Raw genomic sequence first — 15,789 nt, 5'->3', positions numbered from 1 at the left:
CCGGATTTTTTGCTCCGGTATGTTGCAGGGGCTTGGATCAGTGTGAAAAAGCCGATTTTCGCGCACTTGTTTGGGGCGAAGTCCCACGTTTCTGGAGGTCCCGATGGCTGCCTATAACCTGCGCCAGCTCAGATATTTTGTTACCACGGCCGAGTGCGGCAGCGTCGCCGAGGCCTCGCGCAAGCTGTATATCGCGCAGCCGTCGGTCTCCACCGCGATCAAGCAGCTGGAAGACAGCTTTGGCGTGCAGTTGTTTATTCGCCATCACGCCCAGGGTGTTTCACTCACGCCCAGCGGCGCGCGGTTTTATCGCAAGGCGCTGGAGCTGTTGCGGGTCGCACATGAGTTCGAGCAGAACGCCTTGGCCGACAATGATGTGGTGGCGGGGCAGATCGACATCGGTTGCTTTGAGACGGTGGCGCCGTTGTATTTGCCGCGTTTGATCGCGGGCTTCAAGGCGCGCTGGCCCGGGGTGGAAATCCGTATTCGTGATGGCGAGCAGCAAGAACTGGTGCAGGCGCTGACGGCGGGCAGTATCGATGTGGCGATGCTGTTCGAGCATGACCTGGGCGGCACGATTGAAACCACGCCGCTGATGCCGCCGCAACAGCCGTATGCCTTGCTGCCGGCGGATCACCGTTTTGCGCAGCAGGCCAGGGTATCGCTGGCGGACTTGGTGCTGGAGCCCATGATCTTGCTGGATGTGCTGCCGAGCCGCACCTACTTCGTGAGCATCTTTGAAGAGCGCGGGCTGACACCCAATATCGTGTTCAGCTCGCCGTCGATCGAGATGGTGCGGGGCATGGTGGGCAGGGGGTTCGGGTTTTCGATCCTGGTGACCAAACCGTTTACCGAATACACCTACGATGGCCAGAAGGTGGTGTGTGTACCGTTGGCAGAGACGGTGACCGGCTCAGGGCTATCGGCAGTCTGGCTGCGTCGCGCGCCGCTGACCAAGCCGGTGCAATTGTTCGTCGACTACTGCCGCGAAGAGCTCGCGCGGCTGCTGGGTTAGCACGGCGACATTTCTGCGCCCAGGCGCGCGACCAATTGTGCCAGGGTCGGCGCGCCCCGGTGGCCGCCAAACACTTCGCATTTGATCGCGGCGGCAACGCTCGCGGCGCGTACGCGCTCGGCCAGCGTCCAGCCATGCGCCAGGCCGTACGCATAGGTGCCATGCCAGACATCCCCGGCGTTGAGCGTGTCGATTGCGCGAATGTGGGGTGTCGTGAAGTGCTGCACCGCAGTGCTCGACCCTTCGCGCTGCCAGATCAGCGAGCCGCGTTCGCCTAGAGTGACGCCGATCACCTTGGCCTCGCAGCGCGACGCCAGGGCCAATAACGCCTCTTCGGGCGGGACGTTGCCAGCCAGCAACTGCAAGGCCGGTTCGGAAAACAGCACATGATCTGCCAGGGGGATCAGCGCGTTAAGGTCTTCCACGGCTGCGACGTCGGCATCCAGCAGCGTCGGCACGCCCAGCCGCCGGGCGGCGCTGAAAGCTGCGTGAGCCCCCTGCAGCCAGCGCATGTCGGCCATTACCGCCGCCGCGCCAGCGATGTCGTCGAGGGGCAGCCAGGCGGCGTCGGCTTCCAGTGTGGGGTCGATGAACGGCACGACGAGCCGCTCGCCGTCACGGTCCACCAGGATGGTCGAGAACGGCGTGCGCCCGCCGGGCACCTGGCGAATCCATGCGGTGCAGACGCCGGACTGGCTCAGGTCATCGATGAGCATTGTGCCGGTGGCGTCGTCGCCGATACGCACCCACAGGGCAACCGGACCACCCAGGCGCGCAATGCTTACCGCTGCGGCGGTGGCCATGCCTGACGCGGCCTGGACCGCCTGGCGGGGGAGAATCTTGGTACCGCGCGACGGGATGTGATCCACGCTGAAGATGGTGTCCCACAGCGCGCAACCCACGCAGATGACACGGTTATCCGCCATGGCGCGGTTCTCCCGGCAGTGTCGCCTGCGGGGTATCGAGCGCGCGGATTCTGGCGCGAAAGTGTTCGGTACCCGCGACGATTTTATCGAGCACGGCGTCCAGGGCCCAATGGCGTTCGCGCACGTCGTAGTCGATCACCCTGCAACGTATGGACGCGAAGGTGCCGATTCGCTGGTGGTAGATTTTTGCCAGGGCCGGGTAGCCCATGCCTTCTGTGGTGGCCGCCAGCACCAGAAAGGTCGCGAGCTCTTGCGCCAGTGGCGGGTGTTGTGCGCCATGCAGGCGCAGCCACTGATACAGGTCGGGGTGGAAGTTGGTAAACACGCCATTGAAGCCCGCGGCCCCGGCTTGCAGGGCGTCCCAGGCGATCGCCGCATTGGCGTTGAGAATGCGCAGCGACGAGCCCTGCGCCAAGGCAACGCGCCGCTTGACCACTTGCAGCTCGCAGCTCACGTCCTTGAGCATGATAAAGCGCTGGCTGTCGATGCAGGCTTGCAGCTCCTCGTCGCTGAGCAAGCGCCGGTAGGGCGCCGGGCACTCGTAGAGGCCCAAGGGCACGTCAACGGGCAGGCGTTCGAGCAGGGTGTGCAGGTTATCGAGAAACACCTTGCTGCCCTGGCGTTGCGGGTCAAGGTGGTTGGTCACCAGCACCACGGCGTCGGCGCCACTGGCGGCCATCGCATTAAGCTCGTGCACTTGGGTCTCGAGGCAGTCGCTGATATGGCCGGACACCGCCACCGGCACCCGCCCGGCCACTCGCTCAACCACATGCCGGGCAAGTTGCATGCGCTCGTCGAGGCTCAGCCATTGCATCTCACTGGACTGCGCCACTGCGAACAACGCGTCGCAGCCAAGGCCCAGGTACCACTCGATCAAGCGGTCGACGCCGGGGAAGTCGATGTGGCCAGTCTCGTCAAAGGGCGTGAGCATCACCGGCACGATGCCTTCGATGACAGGTTGGGCAGGGCGGGGCATAGAGGCGTCCTCTGGATGAATGTTCATGGGTGAGCCGCCGCGGCGGTGACCGCGCAGGCTGGCGGGGTGTCGGGGATGGGGTGGCGTACCAGGAACAGGTACGACAGGGCGCCGATCATGGCGATGGCCGCGCCGGTCAGCAGTGCGGGCACGAACGACCAGGTCTGGGCGATGTAGCCGGTCATGATCGGCGCGAGTGCGCCGCCCAGGAAGCCGCCGAAGTTCTGGATCGCCCCCAGTGAAGCCACGCGATTGGCCGGCGCGACGGCGGTGGCCAAAGACCAGGCGCACGCCGAGGACGCGTTGGCCAAAAAGATCACTACGCAAATGCAGGCCACGGCGATGACATTGCTCTCTACCAGCGCGGCCGGGATGGTGAAAATCACCATGCCCACCATCGCGACGACCATCGCGTTGCGGCGTCCCAGCACCGCGGTTTCGCTGCGCCTGGTGATGCGGTCGGACACCCAGCCGGCGACCAGCGCGCCGATAAACCCGCAGAGGAACGGAATCGCAGCAGCCACGCCGCTCATCTCCAGGCTCATGTGCCGGGCGCTGCGCAGGTAGCCGGGCAGCCAGGTCAGGTAGACCCAGTTCAAGTACACCGAACCCATGAAGCCGAGCATCATGCCCCAGGTTGTCGCGTGGCAGAACAGTGCGCGCCAGTCAGCGAACGTGACCTTGGGAGTGGTGACGTGGGGTTCATCGCTGTACAGGTAGCGACGTTCTTCCTCGGTGAGCGTGTCCTTGACCGGGTCGCGATAGACCACCAGCCAGACCACCGCGACCAACAGCCCGGCGGCGCCGGTGAGGTAGAACGCCCAACGCCAGTCGAGTGCCGCGATCAGCGCCGAGAGGCACAGCGGGGCCAGCGCGATACCCAGCGGCGAGGCTGAATTGAAGATGCCGGTGGGCGTGCCGCGTGAGCGCAGTGGAAACCAGTTGCTCACCACCCGCGCGGCAGACGGGAATTGCGGCGACTCGCCGATCCCCAGCAGCACGCGGGCGAGCAAGAACCAGCCGAAGCTCGACATCAGGCCGCCAGCCGCCTGGGCCAGGGACCACAGCACCAGGCCGCCGCCCAGCAACCAGCGTGGCCCGATGCGGTCGACCAGGGCGCCGACGGGCAGTTGGCAAAGCGCATAGCTCCAGGAAAAAGCCGAGAGCAGGATGCCCATTTCGCCCAGCGACAGATCAAGGTCGGCGCGCACGAATTCATTGGCAACGGCCAGCGTGCCGCGGTCCAGGTAGTTGATGATGCCGCTGAGCACCAGCAGGCTGAGGGCGAGGGTTTGCTGGCGCCGAATGCGCGGTGGCGCAACGGGGTGTGCAGGTGTCTGACTCATGATGGATGTCTCTTTTTATTGTTTTTGACAGCGTGCGCTGACCCGGCACGTTGGCCCGGCTTCCCGGCTGACGTGGCAGCACATGGCATTATGTAATCGTTTGTCATCCCGACAAAAATCGTCCCTGGTTGCACGAACCTTTAACGCGGAGTGCCCAATATAAACAACGTATGTTGAAAATGTTTATTTTTTGTCTGGCGCTTACATCCTAGATTTTCAGTTTGCTGGCTGTCAACGATTCATTGACTGCGCCGAGGTGCCCGCTTAGGTTGTGCGTAACGCTTACTTTTTGACATGAAGCCACCTATGCCCGCTGCAATCACCACGCCCCGCGACACGCCTCATGCGCCCATTTCCCAGGAACCGGTGCTCGCCGATGTCGCCCGGATCGCCAATGTGTCGACCGCAACGGTTTCGCGCTATTTGAATGAGCCGCAACGCGTCAGTGAAAAAACCCGCGCCAAAGTCCGCGCGGCCATCGACCAACTGGACTGGGTGCCCAACGCGGCGGCGCGTTCGTTGGTTTCCAGGCGTTCGTACACCATCGGCGTGATCGTGCCGACCCTGGAACACGAGAAATTTCACCAGCAGTTGCAGGCGTTCCAGAACCGTTTGGGTGCCCAGGGGCTGGCGGTGTTTGTCGCCTGTTCGGCGTATGACCCGGGCGAAGGTTATCGTCAGGCCAGAGGTATGCTGGCGCGTGGCGTCGATGCGCTGGCACTGCTTGGGGATGATTACCCCGATGCGTTATTTGATCAGCTGGATGCCAAAGGCACGCCGTATGTGGTCACCTTTGGCAAGCGCGCCGGTGCACGGCATCCCTGCGCGGGGTTTGACCATGGGCAGGCCTACGCAATGATTACCCGGCGCCTGTTGGCGCTGGGGCATCAGCGTTTTGGCATCATTTTCCAGTCGGTCACCGACAACGGCCGCATCCAGGCCCGGCTACAGGCCGTGCACGCCACCCTGGCCGAGCAAGGGCTGGCCCTGCGGCCTCAGCATCAGGCCATTCGCGCCCAGAGCCTGAACGAGGGGCGCGTCGCGTTTGCCCGCGCCAGCCTCCAACACATCATGAGCCAACAACCGGCGCCCACTGCGATCATTTGCGGTAACGACATGCTTGCCATCGGCGCATTGCTGGAAGCCCAGGCGCTGGGCATTGCGGTGCCCGACCAATTGTCCATTTGCGGGTTCGACGACATCGAGATCGCTGCCCACAGTCGGCCTGCCTTGACCACCGTTCAGGTGCCCGACCGGCAGATCGGCGAACTGGCCGCGCAGTACCTGATTGATCGTCTCGCCGGGCTTGCCTGTGAGGCGCCGTCGATGCTGGAGGTGCAACTTATTGAGCGCGAGTCGACAGGCGCGGCGCCACGCCAGGATTGAACACACCCTTGAGGGTGAGAGGGGACTTGCTCCCCCTCACCGTTGCTGTGCGGGTTTGACAGCCTGGCGGCTCAGGCGCGAATCGAGTCCAGCATCCGTTGCAACATGGCATCGCAGCCTTGCAACTGCGCCACACTGACAAACTCATCCGGCTTGTGCCCCTGGTCCATGCTCCCGGGCCCACACACCACCGTGGGAATACCCACCGCATCAAACAACCCGCCCTCGGTGCCGAACGCCACGGTGCCGAAATCCCGCGAACCGCTGAACGCTGCGATTAGCTGCGCTGCCTGGCTGCGCTCATCGGTCACCAGCCCCGGATACGCTGACAACTCGGTAAACCGAATCGCACTCTGCGCACTCACCGCTTGCATACGCGGCAGCACCTGCTGTTCGGCGTAGGCCCGCAGCGCTGACGCCACGTCGCCTGGGTCCTGCGACGGCAAGGCGCGAATCTCAAAATCAAACCGACAGTCTGCCGGCACGATATTCAGCGCCTTGCCACCCGAGATCATTCCGGTCTGCACCGTGCTGAACGGCGGATCAAAGCGCGAATCCTGTTGCTCGCGCAGTCGCTGGCCGATCCGCCCCAGCTCACCGATCAACTCGGCGGCATGCTCAATCGCGTTCACGCCAGACGGCGCATACGCCGAATGGCAGGCCTCGCCATGTACATCGCAGCGCATCGCCAATTTGCCCTTGTGGCCGAGCACCGGTTTGAGTTCGGTCGGCTCGCCGATGATGCACAGCATCGGCTTCACCGGCCTCTGCTCCAGCACCGCCAGCAAGGCGCGCACGCCCAGGCAGCCGACTTCCTCGTCGTAAGACAGGGCGATATGCACCGGCAGGCGCAAGTCGGCTTCCACCAATGCCGGCACCAGCGCCAGCACACAGGCGATGTACCCCTTCATATCCGCCGTGCCGCGACCAAACAGCTTGCCGTCGCGCTCGGTCAACTCAAACGCCGGCACGGTCCACGGCTGGCCATCCACCGGCACTACATCGGTGTGCCCCGACAGCACAATGCCCGGCACCTGCGTCGGGCCGACACTGGCAAACAGGTTGGCCTTGCTGCGCTGCGCGTTGTAGACCAGCTCGCTGGTGACCCCGAATTCGGCCAGGTAGTCGCGCACGAACGCGATCAACTGCAAGTTGGATTCGCGGCTCGTGGTGTCGAAGCCCACCAGCGTCTGCAGCAATTGGCGGCTGGTGCTCATCGCTCGTCCCCGGCCACGCCGTAGCCGGGCGAGCGGTCGGGGGCGAGCGCGCGGTCGATGTAGTCCTGTACTTGTGGGCGGTAGGCGTCCCACAGTTTTTGCAGTTCGCCGATCGGCTGTTCATCGGCCCAGTCCACCCGCAAGTTGATGATCGGCCACGTCAGTTCGCCCACCACCACCAAGGCGGCAGAGTGCACCGGGCCGGCTTCGCCACCGGCGGCGATGGCCGCGTGCATGGCGGCCAGCAGGCGGTCGGCGAGTTGGCCTTCGCCTTGCTCGAAGGCCGTGACCATCGCCTCGATCACCGCGCGGTCAGCGAGCATATTGCCCGCCGCCACGCATTGTTCGCCCGACACCGCGTGGTGCGTACCGAGGGTTTCGCTGCCGCTGAAATGCACGCTGCGGCCCAGGTGATCAATCGCCGTCAGTTGCCGGTACTGGCTGTAGCCGTTGCGGGTCAGGGCCTTGTCGACGGCCTCGGCCGGCGCGAGGCCGTGTTCGAGCAGGTCGAGCACGTCCGGGCCCAGGGCCGGCAGCGTGATGTTCTGGGTCGAGACCGCGCCCACACCGGGCCGCAGCCACGGGCAGCGCGCACCCACGGCGATACTCGATGAGCTGATGGCGATGCCCAGCTGGCCGGTGTCCGCGCAGCGCGCGACGATTGAAAAGGTCATGTGCGGCTCCTTATTCGGGGATGACGGCGATCACGTCAATTTCCATCAGCCACTGCGGCTGGCCCAGCGCCGACACCACCAACCCGGTGGAAATCGGGAACACGCCTTTGAGCCACTTGCCGACTTCCTGGTACACCGGCTCGCGGTAGCGCGGGTCGATCAGGTAGGTGGTGGTTTTGACGATGTGGCTCAGGTCGGAACCAGCTTCTTCAAGCAGTTGCTTGACGTTGCGCATGGCTTGCTCGGCTTGCGCGCGCGGGTCGCCGAGGCCAACCAGGTTGCCGTCAAAATCAGTGCCCACCTGGCCGCGCACATACACCGTATTGCCGGCGCGCACGGCCTGGCACAGGTCGTTGTCCAGGCTCTGGTTGGGGTAGGTTTCCTTGGTGTTGAACATGCGGATACGCGTGTGAGTAGGCATCAAAAAACTCCAGAAAAAAGTGATCAGGCGCTGACAGGTGAGGGTTGAACAATCGGTGCGGGTTCACGGTACTCAAGGTATTGGCGCTGGATGGCAATGTGGTCGGCCACGTACTTGGCGTCATGCCAAACGCCCCAGATAAAGGACGAGCCACGGCGCGATTGCCAAGGCAGACCGAGGAAGTAAATCCCCGACTCGGGGGCCACGCCGCGCTGGTGCTGCGGCTTGCCGGCGGCGTCAAAGGCATCGACCTTCAGCCAGCTGTAATCCACGGCAAAGCCGGTGGCCCAGATGATCGAGGTGATACCGGCCTCTACCAGGTCCAGCTCCAGGATCGGGTGTTTGATGCATTCGGCGTCGGGAAACACGCGGCGTGCTTCGGGCTCCATCGGCAGGTCGAGGCCATTGCGCTCGATGTAGGCATCTGCCGCGTCCAGCAGGGCCAGGTAGTTCTCATCGCCTCGTTTCAGGTTGTCCACCAAATTCGCCTGGAAGGTGGCGGTACTGCCGTTGAAGGATTGGGTGAGGCCGACGAGGGTCATGCCTTGCTGGGCCAGCTCGCGAAAATCGATGGTCTTGCCGCCGTGGGCGCCGCTCACTGCAATGGTCACGTGCTCGCGGCCAGGCTTCATCGCGGCTTGATCCCATTCGCCCAACACGCCCAGCCACCAGCAGAAATCGCGGTTGCGGTAGGCACGCGGCGGACGGTCGTGGGCGCCGACCGACAGGTACACCTGGCGGCCGCAGCGCTGCAATTCATCGGCGATCTGCACGCCGGACGAGCCGGCACCCACGACCAGCACGGCGCCGGCGGGCAGTTGCGCAGGGTTGCGATAGTCGGCGGAATGGATCTGGTGCAGCGCGATGTCTTTAGGCGCAATTGCTGGAATCACCGGTTTCTGGAACGGCCCGGTGGCCGCGACGACGCGGTTGGCTTCGATGACGCCTTCGCTGGTGTGCACGGTAAAGCCCGGGCGGCCGACATTGCGCACCACAGAGGTCACCTCCACGCCGGTGCGGATCGGCGCGTTGAATTTGCGCGCATAGGCTTCAAAGTAATCGGCCACGCGCTCTTTAGGCGCGAAACCATCGGCGGCGACGTCATCGAATTCAAGGCCTGGAAAACGGTCATGCCAGGCCGGCCCATTGGCCACCAACGAATCCCACCGCCCGGTGCGCCAGCGCTCGGCGATGCGGCTGCGCTCCAGCACCAGGTGCGGCACACCGTGCTTGCTCAGGTGTTCGCTCATGGCCACGCCAGCTTGACCGGCTCCCACAACCAGGGTGTCTGTTTTTGTTATTGCTTGCGTCATGTGTCTGTCCTTGCGTAATGCAGTTGGATTCAGCTTGGGCATGGCGTCAAGGCTAGGGGGAGGGCGATTTTTAATAAAATATTATTAAGCTGGGAACAGAGCATAAATATCGGATGCAGAGCGGCTGACACGATCGCGCTGAATGGCGCAGAACCGATGTGGCAGCGAGCTTGCCCGCGCATGGGGTATTTCAGTCAATATAGCTTTCACTGAGCCATCGCTTTCGCGAGCAAGCCCGCTCTCACATTGGACAGACGCCATGCCTACGATCCGTGTAATGACCCCCGCCGACTACGACGCGGTCCTCGCCCTGATGCAAAACACCCCGGGCATTTCCCTGCGCGACGCCGATTCCCGCGAGGCCACCGAGCGCTACCTGGCGCGCAACCCCGAGATGAGTTTTGTCGCCCACGCCGCCGGCCGGGTGATCGCCTGCGTGATGTGCGGCCATGATGGCCGGCGTGGCTATCTGCAACACCTGCTGGTGCTGCCGGACTATCGCCGCCAAGGCATCGCCCAGGCACTGGTCGAGCGCTGCCTCGGTGCGCTGGAGCAACTGGGCATCGGCAAATGCCACCTCGATGTGTTCAAGACCAACACCCATGCCGCCGCGTTTTGGCAAGGGCAGGGCTGGACGCTGCGAACGGACATCGACCGTTACTCCTTCACGCGCCCCGGCAACGAAAACGCCTAGCGCTCGGCGCAGTACTTGACGGCCGCTGCCGCGCGCGAGGGCACCTTCAAGCTGCGCAGCAGCGACGACACGTGAATGCGCACGGTGAATGGCGAGATCGCCAGGGCTTTGGCGATTTCCTTGTTGGTCTTGCCTTGGGCGATCAGGCGCAGCACTTCTTGCTGGCGCGCGGTGAGGGTGGGGGTGCCCAGGGGCAGCAGGCCGGAGGGCGCGAACTTGACCAGCACTTCGCCGTCGCGAATCGCCAGGAGCGCCTGGCCGATTTCGTCCGGGGTGATGTTCTTGCCGATAAACCCGTCGGCACCCAGCGCCATGACCTGCTCGATCAGCGCCGGGTCATCCACCATCGACACCACAATCAAGGTGCTGCGCCGCAAGTGCTGGCGCAGCTCGGCCAGCTGGCTCATGCAGGTCAGGCCGGGAAAGCGCAGGTCGAGGATCAGTGTGTCGATATCGCTGCCGTCGCGGGTCAATGCGTGCACCGCGTCCAGGTCGCCGGCCTCTTGCACCACGGCCTCGGGCAGCAGGCGCTGCACGGTGCGCAGCATGCCTTCGCGAAACATCGGGTGGTCGTCGGCTATGATGATCCGGCCGGTCATGGTGTGCTCCTTCCTGGGGCAAGCGAGTGCTGTGCCATGCTACTTTAGCACCGCGCCACAGGGACGCTTCTGGCGCGTTCCGGACAGATCGATTGCCGCACAAGGACGTCATCCATGAGTCATGAGACCAACTCCGAACTCGATCAGGCCAACCTGCGCATCGTGGTGGCCGCCATCGCGATTGTCTACATCGGCGCGCTGGGGTTCTTTCCCGGTCAGTCGGTGGACACCTACGTGCCGGTGATCCTGTACATCGTCGCGTTCCTGCTGGCCTCCATCGCGCTGCGCCAGGTCATAGCGCGCTGGCCCGGGCATTACCCGACGCGGCGGGTGCTGGGCATGATCCACGACTACACCGGCACCTCGTTCGGGCTGGTGGTGGGCGGTGAAGCGGCATTGCCGCTGTATGCCGTGATGGTGTGGGTCAACCTGGGCAACGGCATGCGCTACGGCTCGCGCTACCTGGCGATTGCCACGGGGCTGGCGTTGCTCGCGCTGCTGATCGTGTACCGGCTGACGCCCCTGTGGCAGGCGCAACCGTTCATGGTGCTGATGCTGATGATCACCAGCACGGTGATCCCGGTGTACGCGCATATTTTGCTCGAGCGCACGCGCAAGGCGTCCGAAGAAGCCATCGCGGCCAACCTGGAAAAATCGCGGTTCCTGGCCCAGGCCAGTCACGACCTGCGCCAGCCGATCCACTCCATCGGGCTGTTTACGGCGTGTTTGCGTGAGGCAAAGCTTGGGCATGACGAGCAGCGGTTGGTGGACAATATCGACCGCTCGCTGCTCAACGTGTCGCAGCTGTTCCGTTCGATTCTCGACCTCTACACCCTCGACAACGGCAGGCTGTTGCCCAAATACCAAGTGATTCACCTGGGCGAATTCCTCGCCGACCTGGTGCACCAGCACGCCGAGGCGGCGCACTGGGCCGGGGTGCAACTGCGCCTGCGGCCGTGTGCGTATTGGGTGCAGGTCGACCCCGCGATGTTGGCGACGATGGTGCAAAACCTGCTCTCCAATTGCTTCAAATATGGCGCGCAGCGGCCGGTACTGATCGGCGCGCGCATTCGCAACGGCGGCGTGTCGCTTCAGGTGCACGACCAGGGGCGGGGCATTGCCGAGGAGCATCAGGCGAAGGTCTTCGAAGAGTTCTATCGGGTACGCCAACTGCGTGACAAGGACGTCGAAGGCGTGGGCCTGGGGCTGTCCATCGTCAAGCGGCTGGGGCAGTTGATGGGCGTGCACGTGAGCCTGCGTTCTCGGCTGGGCCATGGCACCTCCGTGAGCCTGTACGGCCTGGCACTGGCGAGGGCGCCGCGCCAACCGGCGGCGCGAGACGACCCGCGCCAGGCCGGCTTGCTGACGGGTCTGAAAGTTTGCCTGGTGGAAGATGACCACAACGTGCTGTTGGCCACCCAGGCCTTGCTGGAGCGCTGGGGCTGCGAGGTGCAGGCCGAATCCAGCGGGCAGGGCCTGGTCAGCGACTGCGACATCGTCGTCGCCGACTATGACCTGGGCAACCACGCCACCGGCATCGAGTGCATCGATGCCCTGCGCCAGCAACGCGGCTGGGCGGTGCCGGCGCTGATTCTGACCGGGCACGACGTGGAAAAAATCCAGGCTGCCCTGCATGACCGCAAGATCGCGATTCTGTCCAAACCGGTGCGGCCTGCAGAGCTACGCGGCACGCTGCGTGACCTCAGCCAGCCAACCGTCACTGCATGAACGGTGCGGCCTGACCGCCTTTGGCGCCTTTGGGCATGCACCAGGCGCTGGGTTTCATCAGGCCAAAGCTGGCCACGGTGAACAAGCCGCCGCTGGCACCGCTGGGCACGGTGCAGTTGTAATCACCAGACGCGGTGCTGGCGATGTAGTAGGTGGTCATAGAGTCATTGCGCACGTTGGAGATACGCTTGACCGGCTCACCGAGGTTGGTTTCCGACAGCGTCTTGAGATGGTCTTCATTGGGCTTGACGTTGCTGCAACCGGCAACACCGATAATCAGGGCGCCAAGCAGGGTGAGACGGGTAACGCAGGCGTGCAGGTTCATGAGGGTTCTTCCTTGGGATTGTCAGGGTTTTTCCAGCGCGCAAGGCACCCTCGCGCAACAGGCGTGCGGTGCCGGGGGGAGCGTTGGAAGTGCCGTGGAATATAGCGCCGCCGGGCAAAGGGGTCGATTAGCACAAGTGTGCTAATGGCACGATGAGGTCATGGACGGAGAGAAGCATGCTGCAGATTAAACGCGCCACCCAAGCGGACGCCCGAGCGGCGTTCGACATTCGCCTGTTGGCCATCCGCAGCCAATGCATCGGCGCCTACAGCCGCGAACAGATGCTGCTGTGGACCCGCGGCCGCGCCGAAGACGGCTACAGCGCGCTGATGGACAAGCCGTTTTACCTGGGCTGGGTGAATGGCGAGCCCGTGGTCACCGGGATGCTCGACCCGGACAACCACGAAGTGGGCGCGCTGTTTGTGCTCCCTGAATTTGCCGGACGCGGGTACGGCAAGGCAATGCTTGATCACTTGGAAAACCTCGCACGGGCACTGGCCATTGAGCACGTCGTGCTGGATTCGACGCTCAACGCGGCGAGCTTCTACAGGGCGTGCGGTTATGCGGGCGACAAACAAGCGGTGTATCACTCGCCGTCGGGGCTGACACTGGCGTGTATACCGATGACCAAGCGACTGGTTGCCGAGGACGCGAATAGCTGCGGCTAACACCGATGATCGGGGACGGGCTTGTAGGGGCGTGCGCAGGGTATCGACCGAAGCCTCGGCAACATCTGGGCATGGACGCGGTCCGTGTGGGAGCTGTCGAGCCCCGGCGAGGCTGCGAATGCGGTGGTTCAGGCGACAATTATTTCGGCAGTGCCGCCGCCTTCGCAGCCTCGCTAAAGCTCGACAGCTCCCACAGGGGATCGGGGGAGGGCTTGAAGGGGCGTGCACAGGGTATCAACCGAAGCCTCGGCTACCTCTGGGCATGGACGCGATCCCTGTGGGAGCTGTCGAGCTCCGGCGAGGCTGCGAAAGCGGTGGGTCAGGCGACCGTTGTTCCGGCAGTGCCGCCGCCTTCGCAGCCTCGCTAAAGCTCGACAGCTCCCACAGGGGATCGGGGGCGGGCTTGAAGGGGGCGTGCGTAGCCGATCAGCCGAGGCCTCGGCGGCGTCTTGGCATGGGCGCGGTCCGTGTGGGAGCTGTCGAGCCCCGGCGAGGCTGCGAAAGCGGTGGGTCAGACGACAGTTTTTTCAGCAGTGCCGCCGCCTTCGCAGCCTCGCTAAAGCTCGACAGCTCCCACAGGGGATCGGGGGCGGGCTTGGAAGGCCGTGCGCAGTCGCTCGATAACCTGTTTAACCGAGTCCCCCTGAACCGCCGGCGGCGTTGGGCTTTCGCCGAACTCGCGCCATACAAAAAGCGTCAACTCGGCCCCGTCGGTCAGCGTCTGCGCTGGCTCCTGGGTGCCAAAACGTTGCAGCACGCGGTATCGCGGGTCCTGCCAAAACGCCTGCTCGACCCAGTCGTACACCGGGATGAGGTGAAAGTGCAGCGGGAAGCCGGGCATGTGCCCGTAGCGGCTGATGTACAACCATTTGGGCTGCAGTTGCGCCTCGATCACCCGTTGGGTTTTAGCCAGCAAGCCCCCCAGCTCAGCCAGCGCGGCTTCCGGCATGTCGGCGAGCGAGTCGATTGGTGCCTTTGCACCCAGCATCAGGTAGCCCGGCAGCTTTGACGCCAGGTGATGATTGAGCCGCCAGTGCTCGGTTTCGTGAAGGATGAAAGCGGGGTCGATCGGCATAAGCACGCGTCCATGAGAGCCGGGCGAGCAGGATAACAAGCGCGAGCTCCTGTATCCCACAAAAGCCGGCGATCTGTGTCTACCGCTGCGCGTGGCGGGCGGATAGGGTCGAGCCACGTTAAATAATGACCGAGCCCACCATGGAACTGACCGCCGTCCCGTTTGCCACCACCGACTGGTCCACCCTCGAACCTGAACTGCACCCATGCGTCACCGGCAATGCCCTGTGGCGCACGTGCCACTTCGGCACCACCCGTGTGCGCATGGTCGAATACACGCCCGGTTACCTGGCCGATCACTGGTGCTGGCGCGGGCATGTGTTGCTGTGTCTGGAAGGGCAATTGCACACGCAATTGGAAGACGGCCGCCAGTTCACCCTCACGGCCGGGATGAGTTACCAGGTGGGCAATGACATGGAAGGGCATCGCTCATCCACCCTCACCGGCGCGAAGCTGTTTATCGTGGATTGAGCCTCACCCTTTGCGATACACCCCAGCAGACGCCCGCGCCAGGTCAATAAAGTTCTGCAGCGGCGCCGACGGGTTGAACGCGCGCCGCACCAGGGTAATCGGCGCCAGCAGCTTGGGCCTGGCGTCGCTGATCCGGCAATACACCACACTTTCGCGGTGCACATCGCGCATCGACGCCGGCACCACCGAGATGCCTTCGCCAGCCGCTACCAGGCTGACGTTGGTCAGCATGCGTTCCACCTCAAAGGCGATCTTCGGTTCGAACCCGGCGTTCTGGCACGCGGTGATCAGGTTGGCGTACATGCCCGGCGCGCCGGGGCGGCGGACCAGGATGAAGCGTTCGTCCTTGAGCGCGATGAGCGGCAGGGTGCTGCCAGGTTCTTTGAGCAAGGGATGCCCGGTGGGCAGGGCGAGCAGCATTTCTTCGTTGAGCAGACGGTGGAATGTCAGGCTTTGATGGGTGCTGACCGGCGCGCGCAGGATGCCGATGTCGATGCGTTTTTCGATGGCGTCCTCGGTCACTTCCCGGGCGCTGCCTTCGTTGATCGACAGTTCCACGCCGGGGTAGCGCTCGCGGTAGGCGCGGATGATGCGCGGGATCAGCGGGTGAGCGGCAGCCGAGCTGGTAAAACCGATCACCAGCGTGCCTTCGATGCCCTGGGCAGCACGGGAGGCCTTGAGCGCGCCGTGCTCGACGCGGGCGAGGATCACGCGGGCTTCGTCGAGAAACACCAGGCCGCCGGCGGTGAGGTCGACGCCCTTGGGATGGCGTTTGAACAGGTCGAAACCCAGTTCCTGTTCGAGGGCGCGAATCTGTTGGCTGAGGGGCGGTTGCTGCATGTTCAGGCGCGCGGCGGCACGGGTGAAATGTCGCTCTTCGGCCACCATGATGAAATAGCGCAGATGACGAAGTTCCATGGTGGTGTATCCCGTGACAAGACTTTATTATTTGCGGC

General features: G+C 63.9%; 17 protein-coding genes. 6 read left to right on the top strand and 11 right to left on the bottom strand.

Features of this window, described 5'->3' with window-relative positions:
* Positions 1-103: 103 nt before the first annotated feature.
* A complete protein-coding gene (locus AACU78_RS05295; RefSeq protein WP_106580173.1) occupies positions 104-1,015 on the top strand; it encodes a LysR substrate-binding domain-containing protein in 912 nt (303 codons plus the stop codon).
* On the opposite strand, the gene AACU78_RS05290 is transcribed toward AACU78_RS05295, so the two are convergent.
* The 3 genes from AACU78_RS05290 to AACU78_RS05280 are packed head-to-tail and all read right to left on the bottom strand — an operon-like array spanning position 1,012 to position 4,263.
* Positions 1,012-1,941 (bottom strand): PfkB family carbohydrate kinase, encoded by a 930-nt coding sequence (locus AACU78_RS05290; protein WP_106580172.1) that lies wholly within the window; start codon positions 1,939-1,941, stop codon positions 1,012-1,014. The genes AACU78_RS05295 and AACU78_RS05290 overlap by 4 nt on opposite strands.
* Positions 1,931-2,917 carry a dihydrodipicolinate synthase family protein gene (locus tag AACU78_RS05285; protein WP_106580171.1) on the bottom strand — a complete coding sequence of 329 codons (987 nt, stop codon included), beginning with the start codon at positions 2,915-2,917 and terminating at the stop codon, positions 1,931-1,933. Before AACU78_RS05285 ends, AACU78_RS05290 begins: the two co-directional genes overlap by 11 nt.
* A gap of 23 nt (positions 2,918-2,940) precedes the next feature.
* On the bottom strand, positions 2,941-4,263 hold the full coding sequence (locus AACU78_RS05280; RefSeq protein ID WP_106580170.1) for an MFS transporter: 1,323 nt from the start codon (positions 4,261-4,263) through the stop codon (positions 2,941-2,943).
* Positions 4,264-4,569: 306 nt separating this feature from the next.
* Between AACU78_RS05280 and AACU78_RS05275 the strand changes: the two genes are divergently transcribed.
* Positions 4,570-5,649 (top strand): LacI family DNA-binding transcriptional regulator, encoded by a 1,080-nt coding sequence (locus AACU78_RS05275; RefSeq protein ID WP_106580169.1) that lies wholly within the window; start codon positions 4,570-4,572, stop codon positions 5,647-5,649.
* Between the two features lie 71 nt (positions 5,650-5,720).
* Here AACU78_RS05275 and argE read toward each other — a convergent pair whose 3' ends face one another.
* Genes argE through AACU78_RS05255 form a run of 4 tightly spaced genes read right to left on the bottom strand, consistent with a single transcriptional unit; the run spans position 5,721 to position 9,316 of the window.
* On the bottom strand, positions 5,721-6,866 hold the full coding sequence (gene argE / locus AACU78_RS05270) for an acetylornithine deacetylase (protein WP_106580168.1): 1,146 nt from the start codon (positions 6,864-6,866) through the stop codon (positions 5,721-5,723).
* Positions 6,863-7,540 (bottom strand): DUF1028 domain-containing protein, encoded by a 678-nt coding sequence (locus tag AACU78_RS05265; protein WP_106580167.1) that lies wholly within the window; start codon positions 7,538-7,540, stop codon positions 6,863-6,865. The genes argE and AACU78_RS05265 overlap by 4 nt, the downstream gene beginning before the upstream one ends.
* Positions 7,541-7,550: 10 nt before the next feature.
* Complete coding sequence (locus tag AACU78_RS05260) at positions 7,551-7,961, bottom strand: RidA family protein (protein WP_010171793.1); 411 nt, start codon at positions 7,959-7,961, stop codon at positions 7,551-7,553.
* 23 nt (positions 7,962-7,984) lie between these two features.
* Positions 7,985-9,316, bottom strand: coding sequence for a flavin-containing monooxygenase (locus AACU78_RS05255; protein ID WP_371924199.1), 1,332 nt, complete (start codon positions 9,314-9,316; stop codon positions 7,985-7,987).
* 217 nt (positions 9,317-9,533) lie between these two features.
* Between AACU78_RS05255 and AACU78_RS05250 the strand changes: the two genes are divergently transcribed.
* A complete protein-coding gene (locus AACU78_RS05250; RefSeq protein ID WP_106580165.1) occupies positions 9,534-9,968 on the top strand; it encodes a GNAT family N-acetyltransferase in 435 nt (144 codons plus the stop codon).
* Here the strand turns inward: AACU78_RS05250 and AACU78_RS05245 are convergent.
* Complete coding sequence (locus tag AACU78_RS05245) at positions 9,965-10,567, bottom strand: LuxR C-terminal-related transcriptional regulator (RefSeq protein WP_106580164.1); 603 nt, start codon at positions 10,565-10,567, stop codon at positions 9,965-9,967. The genes AACU78_RS05250 and AACU78_RS05245 overlap by 4 nt on opposite strands.
* Before the next feature lie 114 nt (positions 10,568-10,681).
* Here AACU78_RS05245 and AACU78_RS05240 point away from each other — a divergent pair, with 114 nt between their 5' ends.
* Entirely contained in the window at positions 10,682-12,295 is a 1,614-nt protein-coding gene (locus AACU78_RS05240; protein WP_106580163.1) for an ATP-binding response regulator, read from the top strand.
* Here AACU78_RS05240 and AACU78_RS05235 read toward each other — a convergent pair.
* Positions 12,285-12,620 carry a hypothetical protein gene (locus AACU78_RS05235; RefSeq protein WP_106580162.1) on the bottom strand — a complete coding sequence of 112 codons (336 nt, stop codon included), beginning with the start codon at positions 12,618-12,620 and terminating at the stop codon, positions 12,285-12,287. The genes AACU78_RS05240 and AACU78_RS05235 overlap by 11 nt on opposite strands.
* A 176-nt stretch (positions 12,621-12,796) precedes the next feature.
* Between AACU78_RS05235 and AACU78_RS05230 the strand changes: the two genes are divergently transcribed.
* The gene (locus AACU78_RS05230) at positions 12,797-13,288 is read left to right on the top strand and encodes a GNAT family N-acetyltransferase (protein ID WP_106580161.1); all 492 of its coding nucleotides are present in this window, start codon (positions 12,797-12,799) and stop codon (positions 13,286-13,288) included.
* A 556-nt stretch (positions 13,289-13,844) separates the two neighbouring features.
* Here AACU78_RS05230 and AACU78_RS05225 read toward each other — a convergent pair.
* A complete protein-coding gene (locus AACU78_RS05225) occupies positions 13,845-14,363 on the bottom strand; it encodes an HIT family protein (RefSeq protein WP_106580160.1) in 519 nt (172 codons plus the stop codon).
* A 140-nt stretch (positions 14,364-14,503) separates the two neighbouring features.
* Between AACU78_RS05225 and AACU78_RS05220 the strand changes: the two genes are divergently transcribed.
* Positions 14,504-14,833, top strand: a complete 330-nt coding sequence (locus AACU78_RS05220) for a DHCW motif cupin fold protein (protein ID WP_106580159.1) — start codon at positions 14,504-14,506, stop codon at positions 14,831-14,833.
* 3 nt (positions 14,834-14,836) lie between these two features.
* On the opposite strand, the gene AACU78_RS05215 is transcribed toward AACU78_RS05220, so the two are convergent.
* A complete protein-coding gene (locus tag AACU78_RS05215) occupies positions 14,837-15,751 on the bottom strand; it encodes a LysR family transcriptional regulator (protein WP_106580158.1) in 915 nt (304 codons plus the stop codon).
* Between the last annotated feature and the right edge of the window lie 38 nt (positions 15,752-15,789).

The organism is Pseudomonas sp. R9.37 (assembly GCF_963878885.1).
Lineage (GTDB): Bacteria > Pseudomonadota > Gammaproteobacteria > Pseudomonadales > Pseudomonadaceae > Aquipseudomonas.
The sequence above is the reverse complement of the archived record's forward strand: the minus strand, read 5'-3'. Positions and strand labels throughout refer to the sequence as shown.

What these genes read in the sequence shown, in the direction of transcription:
- AACU78_RS05280 (WP_106580170.1), bottom strand. Translation starts at nt 4,263, where the DNA reads ATGAGTCAGACACCTGCACACCCCGTTGCGCCACCGCGCATTCGGCGC.
- AACU78_RS05245 (WP_106580164.1), bottom strand. Translation starts at nt 10,567, where the DNA reads ATGACCGGCCGGATCATCATAGCCGACGACCACCCGATGTTTCGCGAA.
- AACU78_RS05225 (WP_106580160.1), bottom strand. Translation starts at nt 14,363, where the DNA reads ATGCCGATCGACCCCGCTTTCATCCTTCACGAAACCGAGCACTGGCGG.
- AACU78_RS05295 (WP_106580173.1), top strand. Translation starts at nt 104, where the DNA reads ATGGCTGCCTATAACCTGCGCCAGCTCAGATATTTTGTTACCACGGCC.
- AACU78_RS05265 (WP_106580167.1), bottom strand. Translation starts at nt 7,540, where the DNA reads ATGACCTTTTCAATCGTCGCGCGCTGCGCGGACACCGGCCAGCTGGGC.
- AACU78_RS05290 (WP_106580172.1), bottom strand. Translation starts at nt 1,941, where the DNA reads ATGGCGGATAACCGTGTCATCTGCGTGGGTTGCGCGCTGTGGGACACC.
- AACU78_RS05285 (WP_106580171.1), bottom strand. Translation starts at nt 2,917, where the DNA reads ATGCCCCGCCCTGCCCAACCTGTCATCGAAGGCATCGTGCCGGTGATG.
- AACU78_RS05250 (WP_106580165.1), top strand. Translation starts at nt 9,534, where the DNA reads ATGCCTACGATCCGTGTAATGACCCCCGCCGACTACGACGCGGTCCTC.
- AACU78_RS05255 (WP_371924199.1), bottom strand. Translation starts at nt 9,316, where the DNA reads ATGCCCAAGCTGAATCCAACTGCATTACGCAAGGACAGACACATGACG.
- AACU78_RS05275 (WP_106580169.1), top strand. Translation starts at nt 4,570, where the DNA reads ATGCCCGCTGCAATCACCACGCCCCGCGACACGCCTCATGCGCCCATT.
- AACU78_RS05215 (WP_106580158.1), bottom strand. Translation starts at nt 15,751, where the DNA reads ATGGAACTTCGTCATCTGCGCTATTTCATCATGGTGGCCGAAGAGCGA.
- AACU78_RS05260 (WP_010171793.1), bottom strand. Translation starts at nt 7,961, where the DNA reads ATGCCTACTCACACGCGTATCCGCATGTTCAACACCAAGGAAACCTAC.
- AACU78_RS05235 (WP_106580162.1), bottom strand. Translation starts at nt 12,620, where the DNA reads ATGAACCTGCACGCCTGCGTTACCCGTCTCACCCTGCTTGGCGCCCTG.
- AACU78_RS05220 (WP_106580159.1), top strand. Translation starts at nt 14,504, where the DNA reads ATGGAACTGACCGCCGTCCCGTTTGCCACCACCGACTGGTCCACCCTC.
- AACU78_RS05240 (WP_106580163.1), top strand. Translation starts at nt 10,682, where the DNA reads ATGAGTCATGAGACCAACTCCGAACTCGATCAGGCCAACCTGCGCATC.
- argE (WP_106580168.1), bottom strand. Translation starts at nt 6,866, where the DNA reads ATGAGCACCAGCCGCCAATTGCTGCAGACGCTGGTGGGCTTCGACACC.
- AACU78_RS05230 (WP_106580161.1), top strand. Translation starts at nt 12,797, where the DNA reads ATGCTGCAGATTAAACGCGCCACCCAAGCGGACGCCCGAGCGGCGTTC.